Here is an 18,637-nt window from a genome sequence, read left to right as displayed (position 1 = left end):
AGGACTCGCGAAGTGACATTTCCCAACTCGTCATGCGCGGGCTCGACCCGCGCATCCATCTTCTTTGAAGAGATGGGTTACCGGGTCAAGCCCGGCAACGACAAGCATCATCCATTAACACGTTCGACTTTGGCGACGACCGCCTTCGCGCGCAGCTGGGCCAGGATCGCGCTGAGGTGCTTCAAATCGTAGACTTCGAGATCGATCGTCGTCTCCGTGAAATCAGGCGAGCGGCGCTGCATGCTGATGTTGTCGATATTGCCGTCGTGCTCGGCGATCACGGTCGCGATCTGCGCCAGCGCACCGGGCTCGTTGACGTTCTCGACCTTGATGCGGGCGGGGAAGCGCTGCGGCGCGGAGTCCTCGATGTCCCAGCGGACGTCGAGCCACCGCTCCGGCTCCTCCTCGAAATCCTTCAGGGCCGGCGCCTGGATCGGGTAGATCGTGATGCCCTCGCCCGGCGTGACGATGCCGACGATGCGATCGCCCGGCACGGCGCCGCCATTCGGTGCGAACTTGATCGGGAGGTCGGAATTGATGCCGCGGATCGGGATCGCGACGGGGCTGCGCGGCGGCTCCGACGACTTCTCCTTGAGCTTGGCGGCAAGCCCTTTCTTGACGCCGTAGCGCGCGATGCGCTCCTCCTTGTAGTCGGGGTACATCGCACGCGCGACGTGGGAGGCCTTGATCTCGCCGCGGCCCACCGCCGCCATTACGTCCTCGATCGAGGTGCGCGCGAGCCGCGGCAGCGCGCCCTTGAGCTTGTCGTCGGCGTATTCGATCTTGGCGCGTTCGAACAGGCGTTCCACGATGCGCCGGCCGAGACCGGCATATTGATCGCGCACCGCAGTCCGCGTGGCACGGCGGATCGCGGCGCGCGCCTTGCCGGTGACCGCAAGCGTCTCCCAGGCCGAGGGCGGCGCCGATTGCGCTTCCGAGGTCAGTACCTCGACCTCGTCGCCGTTCTGCAGCTCCGAGGACAGCGGCGCGAACTGACCGTTGATCTTGCAGCCGACCGCGCTGTTGCCGACGTCGGTGTGCACGGCATAGGCGAAGTCGATCACGTTGGCATGGCGCGGCAGCGCGATCAGCTTGCCCTTCGGGGTGAAGCAGAACACCTGGTCGTGGAACAGTTCGAGCTTGGTGTGCTCGAGGAATTCCTCCGGGTTGGCGCTCTCCGAGAGGATGCCGATGGTGTGGCGCAGCCAGGCAAACGCATTGGACTCACGCTTGAGGAATTCGGTCGGCGAGCCGACGCCCTCCTTGTAGAAGACGTGCGCGGCGATGCCGCGCTCGGCGATCTGGTCCATCGCCTCGGTGCGGATCTGCAACTCGACGCGCTGGTTGCCGGGGCCGATCACCGTGGTGTGGATCGAGCGGTAGTCGTTCTGCTTCGGCGTCGAGATGTAGTCCTTGAAGCGTCCCGGCACGACCGGCCAAGTGGTGTGGACGATGCCGAGCGCGCGATAGCAGGCCTCGATGTCGTTGACGACGAGACGGAAGCCGAAGATGTCGGACAATTGCTCGAAGCCGACCGACTTGCGCTCCATCTTGGTCCAGATCGAGAACGGCTTCTTGCGGCGGCCATAGACCCGCGCCCCCAAGCCCCGGTGGCGCAGATTGTTGGAGAGCTGGTCCTCGATCTCGCCGATCAGATTGCGGTTGCGTTCGGCGAGCGCGTCGAGGCGCTGCATCACCACCGAATAGGCCTCGGGATCAAGGGTGCGGAAGGACAGATCCTCCAGTTCCTCGCGCATTTCCTGCATGCCCATGCGGCCCGCCAGCGGCGCATAGATGTCGAGCGTCTCCTCGGCGATGCGCCTGCGCGACTCCGTCGGCACGAAATCCAGCGTGCGCATGTTGTGCAGGCGGTCGGCGAGCTTGACCAGGAGCACGCGGACATCGTCAGCAATGGCCAGCAACAATTTGCGCAGGTTCTCGGCCTGCTTGGCCTCCCGCGACACTAGCTCGAGCCGCTTCAGCTTGGTCAGGCCCTCGACCAGCGCGCCGATCTCCGGCCCGAAGATCTGGTCGATCTCGGCCCGCGTCGCTTCGGTGTCCTCGATGGTGTCGTGGAGCAGCGCGGCCACGATGGTGGCGTCGTCGAGCTTGAGGTCGGTGAGAATCGCTGCCACTTCGAGCGGGTGCGAGAAATACGGATCGCCCGAGGCTCGGGTCTGCGAGCCGTGCGCCTTCATGGCGTAGACATAGGCGCGGTTCAGCAGGTCTTCGTTGGTGTTGGGATTGTAGGACCTGACGCGCTCGACGAGGTCATATTGACGCATCATGCGCGCGCGCGGCTTGGCCGGGCGCGCGACCGGCGCAGTCGGGGCCACGGCAACCGATTCCGTTGCGGCCTGCATCTGCGTGGATCTGCGGCGCCGATATACCATCCCGTCCTGCCTTCAAACGAGCCCGAGCCGGCCCGCTGTATACATCTTAGCTCCGATCGCGCTTGTGTCCGATCAATTCAGTGACAGGACGCATCGCCAAGTACAACGCATGGTAACCACGAAAACGTCAACAAAAGCAAAGGCCCGAACACCGGTTCGGGCCTTTGATAAAATCACAAGAAATCGACGATCGCGACGGACGATTTACTCGTCTTCCTCGGGCTGCTCCTCGGGCGGCGCGAGGCCTTCGAGACCCTTCAGGAGCTCCTCTTCGGTCATGCGCTCGACGGCGACTTCAGTGTCGTCCGCATCGACGCTCGCGCCAGCGGAACCGATCAGCGGCACCGTATCCGGCTCGGGCTCGTCGACCTCGACGAACTTCTGGAGCGAGTGCACCAGCTCCTCGCGCAGGTCCTCGGGCGAAATGGTCGTGTCAGCTATTTCGCGCAAAGACACAACAGGGTTCTTGTCGTTATCGCGGTCAACCGTTAGTTGTGAACCGGACGAAATCATGCGGGCACGGTGGGCGGCCAGCAGGACCAGGTCAAACCGGTTGTCGACCTTGTCGATACAATCTTCTACGGTGACGCGAGCCATGGACTGTCGCTCCGTTGTGGGTGGGACGAAATATGTGGATGATTGGGGCTAGTTATAGGGGCTGGGGCGGTTTCGCAAGGCCAATTTGTGATTTGGCCTCGCCAAACGGCTCTGCTACCCCCACATTGGGGCTGGGATGGGCGGTTACCCGGGCTGCCATCGAGGGCGGCGCCGGGTCTATGAAAGTCCGCCATAACTATACCTTGTTTGCCCCGACTTCTCCGGATTTGCGGCTTCGACGGATTTCGGCGGCACCCTAGAACTGCGCGGCCTGCTGCCGCCGCGCCAACAATAAACGATCAATCACGAACACTACGCGAGCAAACTGAATGTCACCTTCCTCTACCGACAAGATCGCGCTCTTCATCGACGGAGCCAATCTCTACGCGACGGCGAAAACTCTGGGCTTCGACATCGACTACAAGCGCCTGCTGAAGGAGTTTCAGAGCCGCGGAACGCTGCTTCGGGCGTTCTACTACACCGCCATCATCGAGGATCAGGAATACTCCTCGATCCGCCCGCTGATCGACTGGCTGGATTACAACGGCTACACCGTCGTCACCAAGGCGACCAAGGAGTTCATCGACGCCTCCGGCCGCCGCAAGGTCAAGGGCAACATGGACATCGAGCTCGCCGTGGACGCCATGGAGCTTGCCGAGCACATCGACCAGATGGTGCTGTTCTCCGGTGACGGTGACTTCCGCTCCCTGGTCGAGGCCGTGCAGCGCCGCGGCGTGCGGGTCACGGTGATCTCCACCATCGCCAGCCAGCCGCCGATGATCGCCGACGAGCTGCGCCGCCAGGCCGACGTCTTCACCGACCTCGTCGAGCTGCAATCCAAGCTCGGCCGCGATCCCTCCGAACGCCCCGCCCCGCGCGACCGCGGCGATCGCGAGGCCCGCCACCACGCCCCGCAATTCCTCCAGCGCGCAACCACCATGGCGCCGAGGGGCGATGACGACTTCGAGGAGTGAGGCGGCCCGGTCAAGTCGCCAGCCTCCCACCGTCGTTCCCGACCGCAATTGTCCGCTCTGTCCGCGCCTGGTCGCCTTTCGCGAGGCGAACCGGGCGCGCGAGCCGTTGTGGCACAACGCGCCGGTCGCGCCTTTTGGCGACGTCAAGGCACGCCTGTTGATCGTCGGCCTCGCGCCGGGGATGCAGGGCGCCAACCGCACGGGACGGCCGTTCACCGGCGATTACGCCGGTGACCTACTCTATGCCACGCTGCTCGAATTTGGTTTTGCCAAGGGCACCTATCAGGCACGTCCCGATGACGGCCTGAAGCTGGTCGACTGCCGGATCGCCAATGCAGTGCATTGCGTTCCGCCGCAGAACAAGCCGCTGCCGGTGGAGATCAACACCTGCCGCCAGTTCCTCGTCGCGAATCTCGAGACGATGCCGAAGCTGCGCGCGATCATCGCGCTCGGGCGGATTGCGCACGACAGCGTGCTCAAGCCGCTGAAGCTGAAGGCCTCGCAGGCCCCCTTCGGCCACGGCGCCGTGCATCCGGCCGGCGCGTTCAGGCTCTACGACAGCTATCACTGCTCGCGCTACAACACGAATACCGGCGTGCTGACGCCGGACATGTTCCGGTCGGTGTTCGCGAAGGTGAAGGCGGATCTCGATTAGCGCCCTGGTTCAGGCCTGGGCCGGATTGGCCTTCAGCCAGTCCAGGACGTCGCCGGCGTTCCGGTCGGGCGGAAACACCGGGTAGAATACATGCGTGATTCTGGCGTCGTCGACGATCAGCGCAAGACGCTTGATCAGGGTCAGGCCCGCGACCTCCATCGTCGGCAGATTGAGCGCGCGCGTCAGCGCCAACTTCTCGTCCGACAGCACGGGGAACGGCAGATGCAGCCGTGACGCCATCTCGGTCTGGTACTCGTTGCTCTGGGTCGAGAGGCCGAACACGTGGGAGGCGCCGGCGCCCTTCAGCTCAGCGAACAGATCGCGAAATGCGCAAGTCTGCGGCGTGCACCCGCGTGCACCCGGGATCATGTCCCAATCGTCGACCAACGAAATCTTGCCGGGTTCGCCGGTGCGGGGATAAGCGAACACCACGGTCCGGCCGCGCAGCGCCGACAGCGTCACCGAGGTGTCGTTGGTCGCGAGCAGGCCGATTGGCGGCAGCGTCATGCCGGTCAGATGCGCGGCCGCGCCGTCGTCTTCAGGTGCGGGAATCTGGCTCCAATCGACCTCGAGCAGGTTCCGTTGATTCATCTCGCTATCCCCTCGCCCGCATCAGGCGGCCCTTCTCCCGGCTCCAATCGCGCTTCTTTTCGGTCTCGCGCTTGTCGTGGAGCTTCTTGCCTTTTGCAACCGCCAGCTGCAATTTGGCGCGCCCACGCTCATTGAAATAGAGCTTGAGCGGGATCAGCGTCATGCCCTCGCGGTCGACGGCGCCCATCAGCTTGTTGATCTGCCGGCGATGCAGCAGCAGCTTTCGCGGCCGCTTGGGCTCGTGATTGAAGCGGTTTCCTTGCAGATATTCGGGAATGGTGGCGTTGATCAGCCAGATCTCGCCGTCCTTGGAATCGGCATAGGACTCCGCGATCGTGCTCTTGCCGTTGCGGATCGACTTGACCTCGGTGCCGGTCAGCGCAATCCCCGCCTCGATCGTATCCTCGATCGCATAGTTGAAGCGGGCCTTGCGATTTTCCGCCATGACCTTGATCGGACGTTCGTTCTTTTCAGCCATGGCGACGAAACCTGAGCGCGATGCGCAGCGATGCTAACAGTTTGGATGAAGCGCGCGCGTCACTTCTTGAGGAGATCGCGGATCTCGGTCAGCAGCACAACCTCCTCCGACGGTTTCGGCGGCTCCGCGGGCTTGGTCTCTTCCTTCCGCTTCAGTGTGTTTATGGCGCGGATCACCAGGAACAGCACGAAGGCGACGATGATGAAGTTGATCGTCAGCGTCAGGAAGCTGCCGTAAGCAAGTACGGCGCCTTGCTTTTTCGCATCCGCTAAGTTGGTGGCGGTCACCGCCTTCGACAAGGGGGCGAAGTAGTTCGAGAAGTCGAGGCCGCCGGTCGCAGCGCCGATGATCGGCATAATGATGTCACCGACCAGCGAGGTGACGATGGCGCCGAAGGCCGCACCGATGATGACGCCGACCGCGAGATCGACGACGTTGCCCTTCATGGCGAATTCGCGGAACTCCGTGAGCATCCGCCTGCCCTTTTCGTCGACGCTCATGAACGGCCTCCCCGATAGGTCAACCTATCAGTTGATGAGGCCAGCGTGCACCATGGCGCTGCGCACGGCAACGCGGGTCGGCTCGGAGACCGGCACCATCGGCAGCCGCAGCGTCTCCTCGAGCTTGCCGAGCAGCGACATCGCGTACTTGATCGGCGCCGGGTTGCTCTCGATGAAGAGGTTGTTGTGCAGCGGCATCAGCTTGTCGTGGATCTTCAGCGCGGCGGCATGGTCACCCCTCGCCCAGGCGGCCTGGAACTCCGAGCACAGGCGCGGCGCGACGTTCGACGTCACCGAGATGCAGCCGTGGCCGCCATGCGCCATGTAGCCGATGATGGTCGCGTCCTCGCCCGAGAGCTGGTTGAAATCCTCGCCCATCGCCGCACGCTGCTGCGACACGCGCACCATGCTGGCGGTGGCGTCCTTCACGCCGGCGATGTTCTTCAGCTCCCACAGCCGCTTCATGGTGTCGACCGACATGTCGATCACCGAGCGCGGCGGGATGTTGTAGATGATGATCGGAATGCCGATCGCGTCGTTGATCGCCTTGAAGTGCTGGTACATGCCTTCCTGGGTCGGCTTGTTGTAGTAAGGCGTCACCACCAGCACGGCATCCGCGCCCGCCTTCTCGGCGTGCTGGGCGAGCTCGATCGCCTCCTTGGTCGAGTTGGAGCCTGCGCCCGCGATCACAGGCACGCGGCCCTTGGCTTCAGCGATGCACCATTCGACCACCTTCTTGTGCTCGTCATGGCTGAGCGTCGGGCTCTCGCCGGTGGTGCCGACCGGGACCAGGCCGTTGGTGCCCTCCGAAATCTGCCAGTTGACCAGGGATCGGAATGCCGCCTCGTCCAGCGAGCCGTTCTTGAACGGCGTGACCAAGGCGGTGAACGACCCCCGGAATTTCGTCTTGGCTGCCATGGACTTCCTCCGTACGCGGCTATCTCTTGAGCAAGCCCCTTTCATATCGGGTCTATCCCGCCGGTAAAAGGCCCGCTTCCGTGTGACGCACCGTTTAGGCCGCGATTTTGCCGCGGTAGTGGTGCAAACCGGCCCGCGGTAAGCCGCTGTTGGTATTTTGTCCGCATATTCAATCAAATACAGCTAGATCTTGAGCCACTTGACTGATTCGGGGCGACCAAACCCGTGACCTCATTCCCTCGTGCCGCCTGGCGATCCGCCGGTCTCATCGTGTGCCTGATGGCAGGGCTATCGGTCGGCTGCGCCGCCCTGGCCAAGTCCAATGAGACGACGGCGGAAGCTGGCAAGGACACCGCGAAGCCAGCCGCCAAGGACGCTGCCAAGGACAGCGCGAAGGGCTCGTCCAAGGGAACCGGCAAGGAAACCTCGAAGGACGCGGCCAAAGGAGCAAGCCCGGGCGCAAGCAAGGGCGCGAGCAAGGCTGCCGCCGGCGCTCCGGCCAAGGACGCTGCGAAGAAACCGGCCAAGGATGCTGGCAAGGACGCCGGCAAGAGCCCCGGAAAAGAGCCCGCGAAGGACAAGCCCAAGCCCGCCGCTTCGGCCCCTGCGCCGAAATCGCATCCGGCCGCCAGCGGTTCGTCGCCGAAGACCGCCCCCGCGCCGGCGGTGACCGCCACCGTCAGACCTTCCGCCCCCGCGGCCAGACCGGCCGCAGCGCCCGTGCTGGCCCCGGCGACGCGCCAGCATGCCGCGCCGCGCAAGCCGGTCATACCGGCCGCGGTCGCTGCGACGTCGTCGACGCCCCAGGGCGACAAGGACGCCCTCGAGAGCGTCATCGAGCTCGTGCGCAAGCGCAAGGCGGGTGAGGCCAGCAATGTCGCAGCCGGCATCTCGGATCCGGTCGCGCGAAAACTCGCGGAATGGATCATCCTGCGCAGCGAGGACAATGGCGCCACCGTGGAGCGCTACCGCGCCTTCCTCTCCGCCAATCCGAGCTGGCCGTCGCAGACCTTCCTGCGCCGGCGCCTCGAGGCCGCGATGTGGGACGACAGGCGCGACGATTCCGTCGCGTGGTCGTGGTTCGAGAACGAATCTCCGATCTCCGCCAAGGGCCGCTTCACGCTCGCCAAGGCGATGCTGGCGCGCGGCGACCGCGCCAATGCCGAGCGGCTGGTGCGCGAGGCCTGGCGCAGCGATCCGATGTCCGAGGATACCGAGAACAACGCGCTCGATCAGTTCGGCGCCCTGCTGACACCGGGTGACCAGAAGGCGCGGATGGACACCCTACTCTACGGCAGCGAGAACGAGGCCGCGCTGCGCGCCGCAAAGCGCCTGGGTGCCGGCTATGTCGCACTTGCCAAGGCCCGCATCGCCGCCGTCAAGAAGGCGCCGAACGCGCGTGCGCTGCTCGACGCCGTTCCCCGCGAGCTGCACAACGACCCCGGCTTCACCTTCAGCAAGATCCAGCTGCTGCGCCGCGAGGAGAAGTTCGCCGAGGCAGCCCAGCTCATGCTGTCGGCGCCGAAGGATCCGAACCGGCTCCACAATCTCGACGAATGGTGGATCGAGCGGCGTCTTTTGGCGCGCAAGATGATCGACACCGAGGAATTCCGCAGCGCCTATCTGATCGCGCGCGACGCCGCACTGCCCTCGCGCGACATCTACAAGACCGAGCAGGAATTCACGGCCGGGTGGATCGCGCTGCGCTTCCTCAACGACCCCGCGGCCGCCACCCAGCATTTCGCCCGCATCGGCGTCGGCAGCGTCAATCCGACCGCGCTGGCGCGTGCGGGGTATTGGCAGGGCCGCGCCGCGGAAGCGGCGGGACGCCAGCAGGAGGCGCGCAACGCCTATGCCCGCGCAGCCGAACAATCGACCAGCTATTACGGCCAGCTCGCCCGGGCCAAGCTCGGCCTGCCGCAGATCGAGCTCAACAGCCAGCCGCGCGGCCGCGGCGCCGAACGGCTGGAGATCGTGCGCGCCGCGCACCTGCTCTACGAGCTCGACGAGCGCGAGATGGCGATACCGCTGCTGGCCGACATGGGCGAGAACGGCGATCCCGAAGCGCTCGCCGGCCTCGGCGAGCTGTCCCAGCGCTACAACGACGCGCGCGGCATGCTGCTGCTCGGCAAGGCCGCGCTCAATCGCGGCCTGCCGTTCGACTTCTACGCCTACCCCGTCAACGGCATTCCACAGTTCACGCCGATCGGTCCCGAGGTCGAGCGCAGCATCGTCTACGCGATCGCGCGGCAGGAGAGCGCATTCAATCCGTCGGTGGTCTCGCCGGCGCAGGCCTACGGCCTGATGCAGGTGACGCCCGACGCCGCGCGCTATGTCTGCAAGCGTCACGGCGCGACTTACGATCTGGGGCGGCTGAAGAACGATTCGGTCTACAACGCCACGCTCGGCTCGGCCGAGCTCGGCGGACTGCTCGAGGATTATCGCGGCTCCTACATCATGACCTTCGCCGCCTACAATGCCGGCCGCGGCAGCGTGAAGAAGTGGGTCGAGCGCTACGGCGATCCGCGCGACCCCAAGGTCGACGCGGTCGACTGGGTCGAGCTGATTCCGTTCTCCGAGACGCGCAACTACGTGCAGCGGATCATGGAGAACCTGCAAGTCTACCGTGCCCGCTTCGGCGGCGGCACGCGGCTGCAGATCGAAGCCGATCTGCGCCGTGGCGCCGGCAGCGTGGAATAGCGATCCGCTCTTTCGATTCGCAGCCGCGAGCATGGGTGGCGAGCGCTGCCGTTGCCTCGCGGTGCAGATGAAGGCGCCTGGCGCCGCCGCTGCAAAGGCAGACCAGCGAGGCGTTTGCGAGGCCAGCCGGCCAACGGCAGTGCACCCCTGCGCGCCGCTATCAGGATGGGAAGCGCGGAGCTTCCCTCTCCCACTCCAGAGCAATCGCATTTGGAAGCGACCCCTCTGTGGCCATCCTTCGAGACGCCCGCCGTTGGCGGGCCCTCAGGATGAGGACCGAGCGTGCGGCAGCAGTCTTGGCGGGCATCGATGCCGCTTGGCCTCTAGGAGACCGCCGCCGGGTCCGCGCAAGCGCGGCCCGATGACAGGCTTCACAGTCGTCTGGAAGGACGAGGCGCGCGCTCAGCTGGGGGAAAATGCCGTATGCGATTGCCCTGCCCCCCACCACGGCTTCCATTAGATCGCAACGAAGATGGAGGGCGATGCGCCAAACTTGGCCCATTGCGCCCAGCGAGAAGGCAAGCATCGCGGCAAAAGAAAAGCCCCGGCGGTTTCCCGCCGGGGCTCTCTGTCAGGTCGTTAGACCGAACTTACCAGTTGCGCTGAGCGCGGAGGAGCAGGGTGATGGTGTCCTGATCCTTGAGCTGGTAGGTGGCGATCGGCTTGGCAGCCGGGCCATTGATTGCCGTGGTGGTCACCACACCAGCATATTTCTGGTCGAGGTGGGTCCAGTTGAGGTCAGCCGAGAACGTGAGGTTCTTGACCGGGGTCCAGCGGGTGATGATACCGACCTGGCCGACGGCGAAGTCGGGATTACAGCTCGTCACGCCAGCAACTGCCGTGATGACGCCCGCAGGGCCGCAGAGGGTGCCCTTAGCCAAGCTACCGAACTGTGCCTGAGCGTAGGCACCGTAGATCGCGGTGTTCCAGTAGGGATCCCAGTTATGCGTGTAAGCGCCACGGAAGCCCCAGGTCTTGATGGTTTCCTGCTGGCCGCCGGTCACGAACACCGTGTCCGGGGCACTGGCAGCACCAACGCTCGCGTAAGCTACATTCGAGCTGCCATAAATGGCGTACGAGCCGCCCGCAAGGTTCTGGAAGTTGTAGCGGGTCGCACCGTCGGTGTAGACACCCGAAATGTTGATCACGTCACCCGCACCAGTCGGGATGTTCTTGATCGACAGAGCGAGCTGAACCGCCCAACCCCACTTGTCGTCGGGGTGGCCAGTGGCCTCCGTAGCGCCGTAGTAGGCAACGTGGTTGTCATGCGCAGCGACCGACGCCTGGAACAGACCCCAAGCCTGGTCGACACGAACCATACCGACGAGGTTCGGGGAACGCGAACCGCCGATGGCATTGGAGCCATAAGCTGCACCCGTCACACCGCTGAGACCGGCGGCACCGCTCATGTTCAGGTTGCCGGCCTGGTAGTAGGCCGTCGCGTCTTCCGCCGAGAACGACGCCGTCACGCCCTGACCGAAGTCAGCGGTGTAGGTGAACTGGTTGACACCAGTGACCGTGCCGCTGCCGCCGACGAGGCTGTCGAAGTTGTTGCCGGGATAGTTGGTCCAGGGCGCGTCGAACTGCGACACGGCCTTACCCATGGTGAAGCCAGCGAACTGGATGAAGGCGTAGTACACGCCGAGCGAACCGCCCGAGGTGTTGCCGTCGGTGCCGTTGATCGACGAACCAACGAGCACCGGGGTGGCGCCGGAGGTGTTGAGAGCCAGCGTGCCGCTGTAGGCGGTCGCGCCCGTCGCGCTGCCCGTGCCGGCGTAGTTGCCGGTGGTCCAGGAGAACACGCCGTCGAAGAAGGTACGGACGACGCCGTACTCGGTCGCGGTGCGCGTGTCGATGTTGAGATCTTCACGAGCGCGCATGGTGTAGTAGTTCGTCAGACGGTTGCGCCCACCGTTGTTGCCGGTGAGCTGACCGCTGAAGCTCGAGTTGGTGTTCAGCGCGACTTCAGCGCGCAGATAACCACCCAGCTTGATGCAGGTGTCGGTGCCCGGGATGTAGTAGAAGCCCGCGCCGTACAGCGAGCAGATCTTCACGTATTCGACCGCCTTGGCCTTCACGGGCAGATCGGCTGCTTGAGCTCCGCCCACGGCGATCAGACCCGCCGCTGAGCCGAGCAAAAGGCTCTTAACCAACTTCATGTTAAACCTCCAAGTTGCTCTTCAGGGAAGGTCACTGACCGGACGGCCAATTCCCCAACCCCCTCTAAATCACCGCTCCGGGCTCCTTCGCGTCTTCGGACACACCCGCATGAACGCGAGGGACTTAAGCGAAATGACCTAAACGGGACGACCTCGGGATGCCCCCCTCCGTCGCTCAGTCACAATTACCGAACGTCCTTGCACACACAACAAGAGAACGCTTTGAAACGGGCCTATGAAGCTTGTTTTCCGACGGGTGTTGCACAAATAACACGCAGATGTGATCAGAGCGCCCTCGCAACATATTGTTTTTATTGTTGTTTTAGAGACGGTTCCTTCTGCCATCAAAGTTCCCCACTTAAGGCACCGCAAGCGAGGTCTCGGCCTGGAGGGGCTTTGACGCACTCGAATCGTAGAATCGGAGGGAGACTCAAGGAGAACGCATCGACCTGCTCCGCGCCTCCCAGCCTGATGCAGGCACGGCTTTAAGGTGCGCGACGAGCACCTTTGCGGATAGCGGGGGCTATTGGAGCCGGCTGGCGGAGCTGCCACGAATCGAACTTTCGACCGCCCCCCCCCCGCCCCATCGATTCTTCCAGTAAACTCAGTCCCTTACGCGAGCTAAGACGATCTCATAGGCGGAACTATCCTCCGAGATGCGCCGCACGCTCCAACTCTGTGCCGATTCTCGCAACGTTACGGTCACGCTCCGGGGCCAAACTGCTTTGTCGCGAAAATCGCTGGGAATATTCGAGCGAAAACACGCGCTTCCAAATTGACCGGCCCGAGTAATTAGATGCATAAGGCTCGCACCGGAGAGGTGGCCGAGTGGCTGAAGGCAACGCTTTGCTAAAGCGTCATACGGTCTCAAGCTGTATCGAGGGTTCGAATCCCTCCCTCTCCGCCACCCAGCGGCAGAATCAATCAAGGCCTGGGCGTTCTTTCCCCTGAATGCGCTCGTGAGGCCGCGCGAAAGCCTGGCGCAAGGATAGGCGCGGCGAGCTCCAGCTCGATTCGCGCTATCTTATATGTGTGGGTATGTGTTCGGTCCGCGCCTAGCGGTGGAACCGCCAGATCCGCCAATGCGAGGGCGAAATCAGCACCGCTTCGCCGGCCCAGACATTGTACCAGACGCCGGACCTGCGCCGGCACGGAAACGACCAGGGCAGAATCCCCGTCTTGTGCGGACGTCCGAGTTCCAGATCGCACTCATCGGGAGCGATCTGCATCGGCAGCCATCGTCCATTGATGTCGGGCTCGCTCATGCCGCACGGGTCTTATGTGGCGGCACGACGAAGAAACTTGATTCAGCGCAACCCGGCCCACCCGTGCGAACACGGGTATGGATCCGATTCCCGGTTCAGTGCGTGGAGACCCACGCCCTCGCCTCGCGCTGCGCGGCCGAGATCTCGGCATCCGACATCTGCCCGGCGACTTCCTGGCGCAGGGTCACGGCGTCCTTGCGGCCCTTCAGGGCGGCGAGGTTGAACCATTTGTGCGCGGCGACGAGATCGACGAGCCCGGAACGGCCGCTCGCCCAATAGATCCCGCGCTCGAACAGCACGTCCGACAGCGCGGTCGCGTCGATCGGCGTTGCCGTCTCCAGATCGAAAGTACCCTGAAACATAACGCATCCCCTTTTTTCTTGTGCCTTGCTCCCCCGAGCGCGGCTCCCGTCCAACTCTGATGTGCATGACCCTTCCCGGGACCGTGCACTGTTCAACTCATCCCTTAGTCTTCTTGCCCAACGCCGTTTGCCGGCTTGTTGGAGGCGATGATGGCTGGCAAATTTGAATGGCAGTTTAAGTATCGCGATGAAGCAGACGTAAACGCGAGCACGCGGCACCGGCGCGCAGAATTCAAGAAGCCCCTGATTTGCAGGCACTTCTGCGATTCGTCAGATTTGGTTTACCCTGGGATTTTGGGACATCGATAACCATCGCATGCGGTGGGCGCATCCTGTGGCGTCCCCAACTCGCTGTCGTCACCCGCGCCCCGGCTACGGCCGAGGCTTCGCCGAGGCCCGTCGTCTTGGAATTCCGAAGCTTCAGCGAATGCGGCAGGCGGACGCCCCGGTATCCGGAGTCAGCAACGTCGCTCGAGATGCCGCGCCGTACCCGATCGCCCGGTCGGAGCCCGCCGATAACATCGCGAATGGTAAAGCGGCGTGCGAGCAGCGCGCAATCGGGCCGCAGCCCTCGCCTGCCCAAGGTGGAGCGGCCAGCGCAACGATGACGCTATGGTCAGATCAGCAATGTGGGGAAAAGGAATGCCGGCAATACCCCGGCCTCAGGAGAACGAGGGCGTCGGCGAACACGTCAGGGCCAGATTCCACTTTGACCGCGAGGCCACTCGTGAAATTGCAGAACCGGAGAACCGGCCCCGCACCGAACGAAGAAAACTTGTTTCTTCTGCCGGACCGCGAAGAGAGCGATCCGACCGTTGACCTGATGTCTCGCCGACACCCTCTATCGTCGACCAGAACCTCTGGGAGGCGCTGATGACGTGCCGGCTCTCGAGGAGCCGGCAACTTCAGAAGCGAAGTTACTTCTTCTTGGCGACCTTGCGGGTCTTCTTCGCAGTCTTCTTCACTGCGCTCTTCGCCTTCTTCGCCTTCTTTGCCTTCTTAGCTTTCTTGGCCATGTTGCCCTCCGATGTGTGAGATGGCTTAATCGCTGCATGCATTCGGGGATCGAGTGCACACTCATCCCGAATACACCAACACAACGAAAAAAACAGCGTCTCGCTTAAAGAAGTGTTGACGGCGCAAGGCGCGTGCGCTTGGCGAGCGCGATGCAAGCACGCTGCATGACGTGTTTGCACGATCGCGCAGAGTGCCCGCATCATCGATGTCTGCGAGAGATGCGATTGCAGAAAACTCTATGCAGCAAGTATTTTCCTGCACGCGCGCATCGCGCACGATCGACCCGACGGTGCGCATCGTGACGGTCGAGATCACCTTGCAAAGGCATTTCGCGGACTCTGAGTCGCGATTTTTGGCAACGAAATTATTTTCATGCTTAACGGCGCGAGCGCTCGCCAGAGCGTGTGCGAGCCGCCTTTTTGCGCGAATCGCGTGACGGCGATTCGGCCGTCGCATCGCGTCTGGTCGGGATGAAGTTTGCCGCCGAGGATGCGCGCGAGCGTCGCATCACGAACCGAAAGCGAGGTGACGAAGCGTGTCGTCACCTCGTTCGAACGCGCGACGTCAGACGCCGAGCTTGGACTTGAGCAGGTCGTTGACGCTCTGCGGGTTGGCCTTGCCGCCCGACGCCTTCATCACCTGGCCGACGAACCAGCCGAGCGACTGCGGCTTGTCCTTGACCTGCGCGGCCTTGTCGGGATTGGCCGCGATGATGTCGTCGACAACCTTTTCGATCGCCGAAAGATCCGTGACCTGCTTCATGCCGCGGCTTTCGACCAGCGCACGGGGATCGCCGCCCTCCTGCCAGACGATCTCGAACAGATCCTTGGCGATCTTGCCCGAGATCGTGCCGTCGCCAATCAGGTCGATGATCCCCGAGAGCTGCTCGGCGCTCACTGGAGAGCCCGTAATATCCCGGCCTTCCTTGTTGAGACGGCCGAACAGCTCGTTGATCACCCAGTTCGCCGCCATCTTGCCGTCGCGCGCGCGGTTGCCGAGCTTGTCGAGCACGGTCTCGTAGAACACCGCGCTCTCGCGCTCGGCGACGAGCACGCTCGCATCATAGGCCGACAGGCCGAGATCTGCGACGAAGCGCGTCTTCTTCTGGTCCGGCAGCTCGGGGAGCTCAGCCTTCAGCTCGTCGACGAATTCCTGGCTGAACTCCAGCGGCAGCAGGTCGGGATCGGGGAAGTAGCGGTAGTCATGCGCCTCTTCCTTGGACCGCATCGAGCGCGTCTCGCCCTTGCTGGGATCGAACCGACGCGTCTCCTGCTCGATCTGACCGCCGTCCTCCAGGATCTCGATCTGGCGCCGCGCTTCATACTCGATCGCCTGGCCGATGAAGGTGATCGAGTTCATGTTCTTGATTTCGCAGCGGGTGCCGAGCGGCGCGCCGGGCTTGCGCACGGACACATTGACGTCGGCGCGCAAGGATCCCTTCTCCATGTCACCGTCACAGGTGCCGAGGTAGCGCATGATCGAGCGCAGCTTGGTCACATAGGCCTTGGCCTGCTCGGCGTCGCGGATGTCCGGTTTCGAGACAATCTCCATCAGCGCCACGCCACACCGGTTGAAATCGATGTAGGACAGCGAAGGCGACCGGTCGTGCAGCATTTTGCCGGGATCCTGCTCCAGATGCAGCCGCTCGATGCCGATGGAGACACTGCGGCCGCCATCAAGATCGACGATCACCTCGCCCTCGCCCACCACCGGCGACTTGTACTGGCTGATCTGATAGCCCTGCGGCAGGTCCGGATAGAAATAGTTCTTCCGGTCGAACACCGAACGCAGATTGATCTGCGCGTTGAGACCGAGCCCGGTCCGGACAGCCTGCCTGACGCATTCCTCGTTGATCACAGGCAGCATGCCCGGCATCGCGGCATCGACCAGCGACACCTGCGAGTTCGGCTCGCCCCCGAACGCAGTGGACGCGCCGGAGAACAGTTTCGACTTCGACGTCACCTGGGCATGGATCTCCATGCCGATGACCACCTCCCAGTCACCGGTGGCGCCCTTGAGAAGCTTGTGCGTGGCCGTGCTCATGTCGTGCTCCCGAGCAGCGTGACAGCGATCCGCTCCCACTCCGCTTCCAATGAATCCTTTGCAGCGGGCTGACCGGCCTGGCGGTACCAGTAGCCGGCATTGCCGAGATCGCCTTCGACGCGATGCAGATAGGCGTGCACCCAGGCCGCGTCGCGGCTGCTCTCGTCCTGGACGATCTTGTGCGCGCGGTCCCAGTCGCCCTTCGCGGCCCACCAGAGGCCAGCGAGCGGCGCGCTCAGGTGTGGCGCGGGCGCGGCGCCGTCGAGGCTCGCGATGAACGCGGCGGCATTCACCACCACCTCGCGGGCGTGAAGCGGCCGGCGGCCTGCTCGATCACCTCGCCAAGCGAGAACAATGTCTCCTCCTCGAACGGACGGCCGATCAATTGCAGGCCGAGCGGCAGGCCCTGCGCGTCCTTGCCTGCGGGCACCGCGATGCCGGGCAGGCCCGCCATGTTCACGGTCACCGTGAAGATGTCGTTGAGATACATCTCGACCGGATCGGCGCCGCCCTTCTCGCCGATGCCGAAGGCCGCCGACGGCGTCGCCGGCGTCAGGATCGCGTCGACGCCCTTCGCGAAGCAATCCTCGAAATCCTTCTTGATCAGCGTGCGCACCTTCTGGGCGCGCAAATAATATGCGTCGTAATAGCCGGCCGAGAGCACATAGGTGCCGATCATGACGCGGCGGCGGACCTCCGCACCAAAACCTTCGGCGCGGGTGTTCTCATAGAGCTCGGTGATGTTCTTGGCCTGCTCGCGCAGGCCGTAGCGGACGCCGTCATAGCGCGCGAGGTTGGAGGACGCCTCCGCCGGCGCCACGATGTAATAGGCCGGCAGCGCGTATTTGGTGTGCGGCAGCGACACCTCGACGAGCTCGGCGCCGGCCGCCTTCAGCCAGGCCGCGCCCTCACTCCAGAGCTTTTCGATCTCGGCCGGCATGCCGTCGAGGCGATACTCCTTGGGAATGCCGATCTTCATGCCCTTCACGGATTTGCCGATCGCGGCTTCGTAATCCGGCACGGCAATGTCGACCGAGGTCGTGTCCTTGGGGTCGTGCCCGGCCATCGAGCGCAGCAGCATCGCGGCATCGCGCACGCTGCGCGCAATGGGACCTGCCTGGTCGAGCGAGGAGGCGAAGGCGACGATGCCCCAGCGCGAGCAGCGGCCATAGGTCGGCTTGATGCCGACGGTCGCGGTGAATGCCGCCGGCTGGCGGATCGAGCCGCCGGTGTCGGTCGCGGTCGCGCCCATGCAGAGCAGCGCCGCCACGGCCGAGGCCGAGCCGCCGGACGAGCCGCCCGGCACCAGCGTGGTGTTGCTTCCTTCGCGCCGCCAGGGATTGCCGACCGGACCGAAGCACGAGGTCTCGTTCGCCGAGCCCATCGCGAATTCGTCATTGTTGAGCTTGCCGAGCATCACCGCACCGTCGCGCCACAGCTGCGAGGTAATGGTGGACTCGTAGGTCGGCACGAAATTGCCGAGGATCTTCGAGCATGCCGTGGTGCGCACACCCTTGGTCGCGAACAGGTCCTTGATGCCGAGCGGAATGCCGGCGAGCGGGCCGGCATCGCCCTTGGCGATCTTCTCGTCCACGGCCTTCGCCATGTCGCGCGCCTGCTCCGGCGTCTCCATCACGAAGGCATTGAGCACGCGCGCGGCTTCGATCGCGCTCAGATGCGCGTCGGTCAGCTCGAGGGACGTGAAAGTCTTGTCGGCGAGACCCTTGCGGGCCTCGGCGAGCGTCAGCGATGTCAAATCGGTCATTTATTGATCGGGCTGCAGAAGAAAGGAGACAGGGTCTTGTCGTTGGCCGGGTCGTCTTTTTTGGCGGCCGCATTGGCGGCGGCCTCGATCTCGTCGAGCACGGCATTGACGGCGACGTTGGGATCGGCAGCCTTGCCCTGCCGCTCCATCTTGTCGAGATAGTTCATGTAGGCCTGATAGGCCTTCTCATCGTCGCAAAGCAGGCACATCGGACCTAACC

The 18,637-nt window shown here is 63.9% G+C and carries 17 protein-coding genes and 1 tRNA gene; 4 read left to right on the top strand and 14 right to left on the bottom strand.

The features are described 5' to 3' along the window. Positions 1–107: 107 nt before the first annotated feature. A complete protein-coding gene (locus tag CV770_RS23725; RefSeq protein ID WP_018320008.1) occupies positions 108–2,393 on the bottom strand; it encodes a RelA/SpoT family protein in 2,286 nt (761 codons plus the stop codon). 204 nt (positions 2,394–2,597) lie between these two features. Then, positions 2,598–2,990: a DNA-directed RNA polymerase subunit omega gene (rpoZ, locus tag CV770_RS23720; protein ID WP_008133017.1), complete on the bottom strand. Its 393-nt coding sequence runs from the start codon at positions 2,988–2,990 to the stop codon at positions 2,598–2,600. Positions 2,991–3,319: 329 nt separating this feature from the next. On the opposite strand from rpoZ, the gene CV770_RS23715 reads away from it, so the two are divergent. Both CV770_RS23715 and CV770_RS23710 read left to right on the top strand, forming a co-directional pair. Further along, positions 3,320–3,964, top strand: coding sequence for a LabA-like NYN domain-containing protein (locus CV770_RS23715; protein WP_018320007.1), 645 nt, complete (start codon positions 3,320–3,322; stop codon positions 3,962–3,964). Beyond that, entirely contained in the window at positions 3,945–4,619 is a 675-nt protein-coding gene (locus tag CV770_RS23710) for a uracil-DNA glycosylase (RefSeq protein ID WP_104464062.1), read from the top strand. The genes CV770_RS23715 and CV770_RS23710 overlap by 20 nt, the downstream gene beginning before the upstream one ends. A 9-nt stretch (positions 4,620–4,628) precedes the next feature. Here CV770_RS23710 and CV770_RS23705 read toward each other — a convergent pair whose 3' ends face one another. Genes CV770_RS23705 through dapA form a run of 4 tightly spaced genes read right to left on the bottom strand, consistent with a single transcriptional unit; the run spans position 4,629 to position 7,106 of the window. Next, a complete protein-coding gene (locus CV770_RS23705; RefSeq protein WP_104464061.1) occupies positions 4,629–5,210 on the bottom strand; it encodes a peroxiredoxin in 582 nt (193 codons plus the stop codon). Between the two features lie 4 nt (positions 5,211–5,214). Further along, entirely contained in the window at positions 5,215–5,688 is a 474-nt protein-coding gene (gene smpB, locus CV770_RS23700) for an SsrA-binding protein SmpB (protein WP_018320004.1), read from the bottom strand. Between the two features lie 59 nt (positions 5,689–5,747). After that, the gene (mscL, locus tag CV770_RS23695) at positions 5,748–6,161 is read right to left on the bottom strand and encodes a large conductance mechanosensitive channel protein MscL (protein WP_201760007.1); all 414 of its coding nucleotides are present in this window, start codon (positions 6,159–6,161) and stop codon (positions 5,748–5,750) included. Positions 6,162–6,215: 54 nt separating this feature from the next. Continuing rightward, positions 6,216–7,106 (bottom strand): 4-hydroxy-tetrahydrodipicolinate synthase, encoded by an 891-nt coding sequence (gene dapA / locus CV770_RS23690; RefSeq protein ID WP_104464059.1) that lies wholly within the window; start codon positions 7,104–7,106, stop codon positions 6,216–6,218. A gap of 279 nt (positions 7,107–7,385) precedes the next feature. Here dapA and CV770_RS23685 point away from each other — a divergent pair, with 279 nt between their 5' ends. Next, the gene (locus tag CV770_RS23685; RefSeq protein WP_201760006.1) at positions 7,386–9,806 is read left to right on the top strand and encodes a lytic transglycosylase domain-containing protein; all 2,421 of its coding nucleotides are present in this window, start codon (positions 7,386–7,388) and stop codon (positions 9,804–9,806) included. Positions 9,807–10,396: 590 nt separating this feature from the next. Here CV770_RS23685 and CV770_RS23680 read toward each other — a convergent pair. Further along, the gene (locus tag CV770_RS23680) at positions 10,397–11,965 is read right to left on the bottom strand and encodes a porin (protein WP_104464057.1); all 1,569 of its coding nucleotides are present in this window, start codon (positions 11,963–11,965) and stop codon (positions 10,397–10,399) included. Between the two features lie 814 nt (positions 11,966–12,779). On the opposite strand from CV770_RS23680, the gene CV770_RS23670 reads away from it, so the two are divergent. Then, positions 12,780–12,872, top strand: a tRNA-Ser gene (locus tag CV770_RS23670). Between the two features lie 148 nt (positions 12,873–13,020). Here CV770_RS23670 and CV770_RS23665 read toward each other — a convergent pair. The 7 genes from CV770_RS23665 to CV770_RS23630 form a co-directional block, all read right to left on the bottom strand. Beyond that, complete coding sequence (locus tag CV770_RS23665; RefSeq protein ID WP_104464056.1) at positions 13,021–13,230, bottom strand: hypothetical protein; 210 nt, start codon at positions 13,228–13,230, stop codon at positions 13,021–13,023. Positions 13,231–13,325: 95 nt separating this feature from the next. Then, on the bottom strand, positions 13,326–13,592 hold the full coding sequence (locus CV770_RS23660) for a hypothetical protein (protein ID WP_018321086.1): 267 nt from the start codon (positions 13,590–13,592) through the stop codon (positions 13,326–13,328). A 1,328-nt stretch (positions 13,593–14,920) separates the two neighbouring features. Beyond that, positions 14,921–15,154, bottom strand: a complete 234-nt coding sequence (locus CV770_RS23650; protein ID WP_201760004.1) for a hypothetical protein — start codon at positions 15,152–15,154, stop codon at positions 14,921–14,923. Between the two features lie 19 nt (positions 15,155–15,173). Continuing rightward, on the bottom strand, positions 15,174–16,652 hold the full coding sequence (gatB, locus tag CV770_RS23645; protein ID WP_104464055.1) for an Asp-tRNA(Asn)/Glu-tRNA(Gln) amidotransferase subunit GatB: 1,479 nt from the start codon (positions 16,650–16,652) through the stop codon (positions 15,174–15,176). Then, positions 16,649–16,951, bottom strand: coding sequence for a hypothetical protein (locus CV770_RS23640; protein ID WP_091967003.1), 303 nt, complete (start codon positions 16,949–16,951; stop codon positions 16,649–16,651). Before CV770_RS23640 ends, gatB begins: the two co-directional genes overlap by 4 nt. Then, positions 16,942–18,417, bottom strand: coding sequence for an Asp-tRNA(Asn)/Glu-tRNA(Gln) amidotransferase subunit GatA (gene gatA / locus CV770_RS23635; protein WP_091967005.1), 1,476 nt, complete (start codon positions 18,415–18,417; stop codon positions 16,942–16,944). The genes CV770_RS23640 and gatA overlap by 10 nt, the downstream gene beginning before the upstream one ends. Beyond that, positions 18,414–18,626 (bottom strand): hypothetical protein, encoded by a 213-nt coding sequence (locus tag CV770_RS23630; protein WP_018321091.1) that lies wholly within the window; start codon positions 18,624–18,626, stop codon positions 18,414–18,416. Before CV770_RS23630 ends, gatA begins: the two co-directional genes overlap by 4 nt. Between the last annotated feature and the right edge of the window lie 11 nt (positions 18,627–18,637).

Source organism: Bradyrhizobium sp. AC87j1, from assembly GCF_002936975.1.
Lineage (GTDB): Bacteria > Pseudomonadota > Alphaproteobacteria > Rhizobiales > Xanthobacteraceae > Bradyrhizobium > Bradyrhizobium shewense.
Note: the sequence above shows the minus strand (reverse complement) of the source record. Positions and strands in the feature narration are given on the sequence as shown.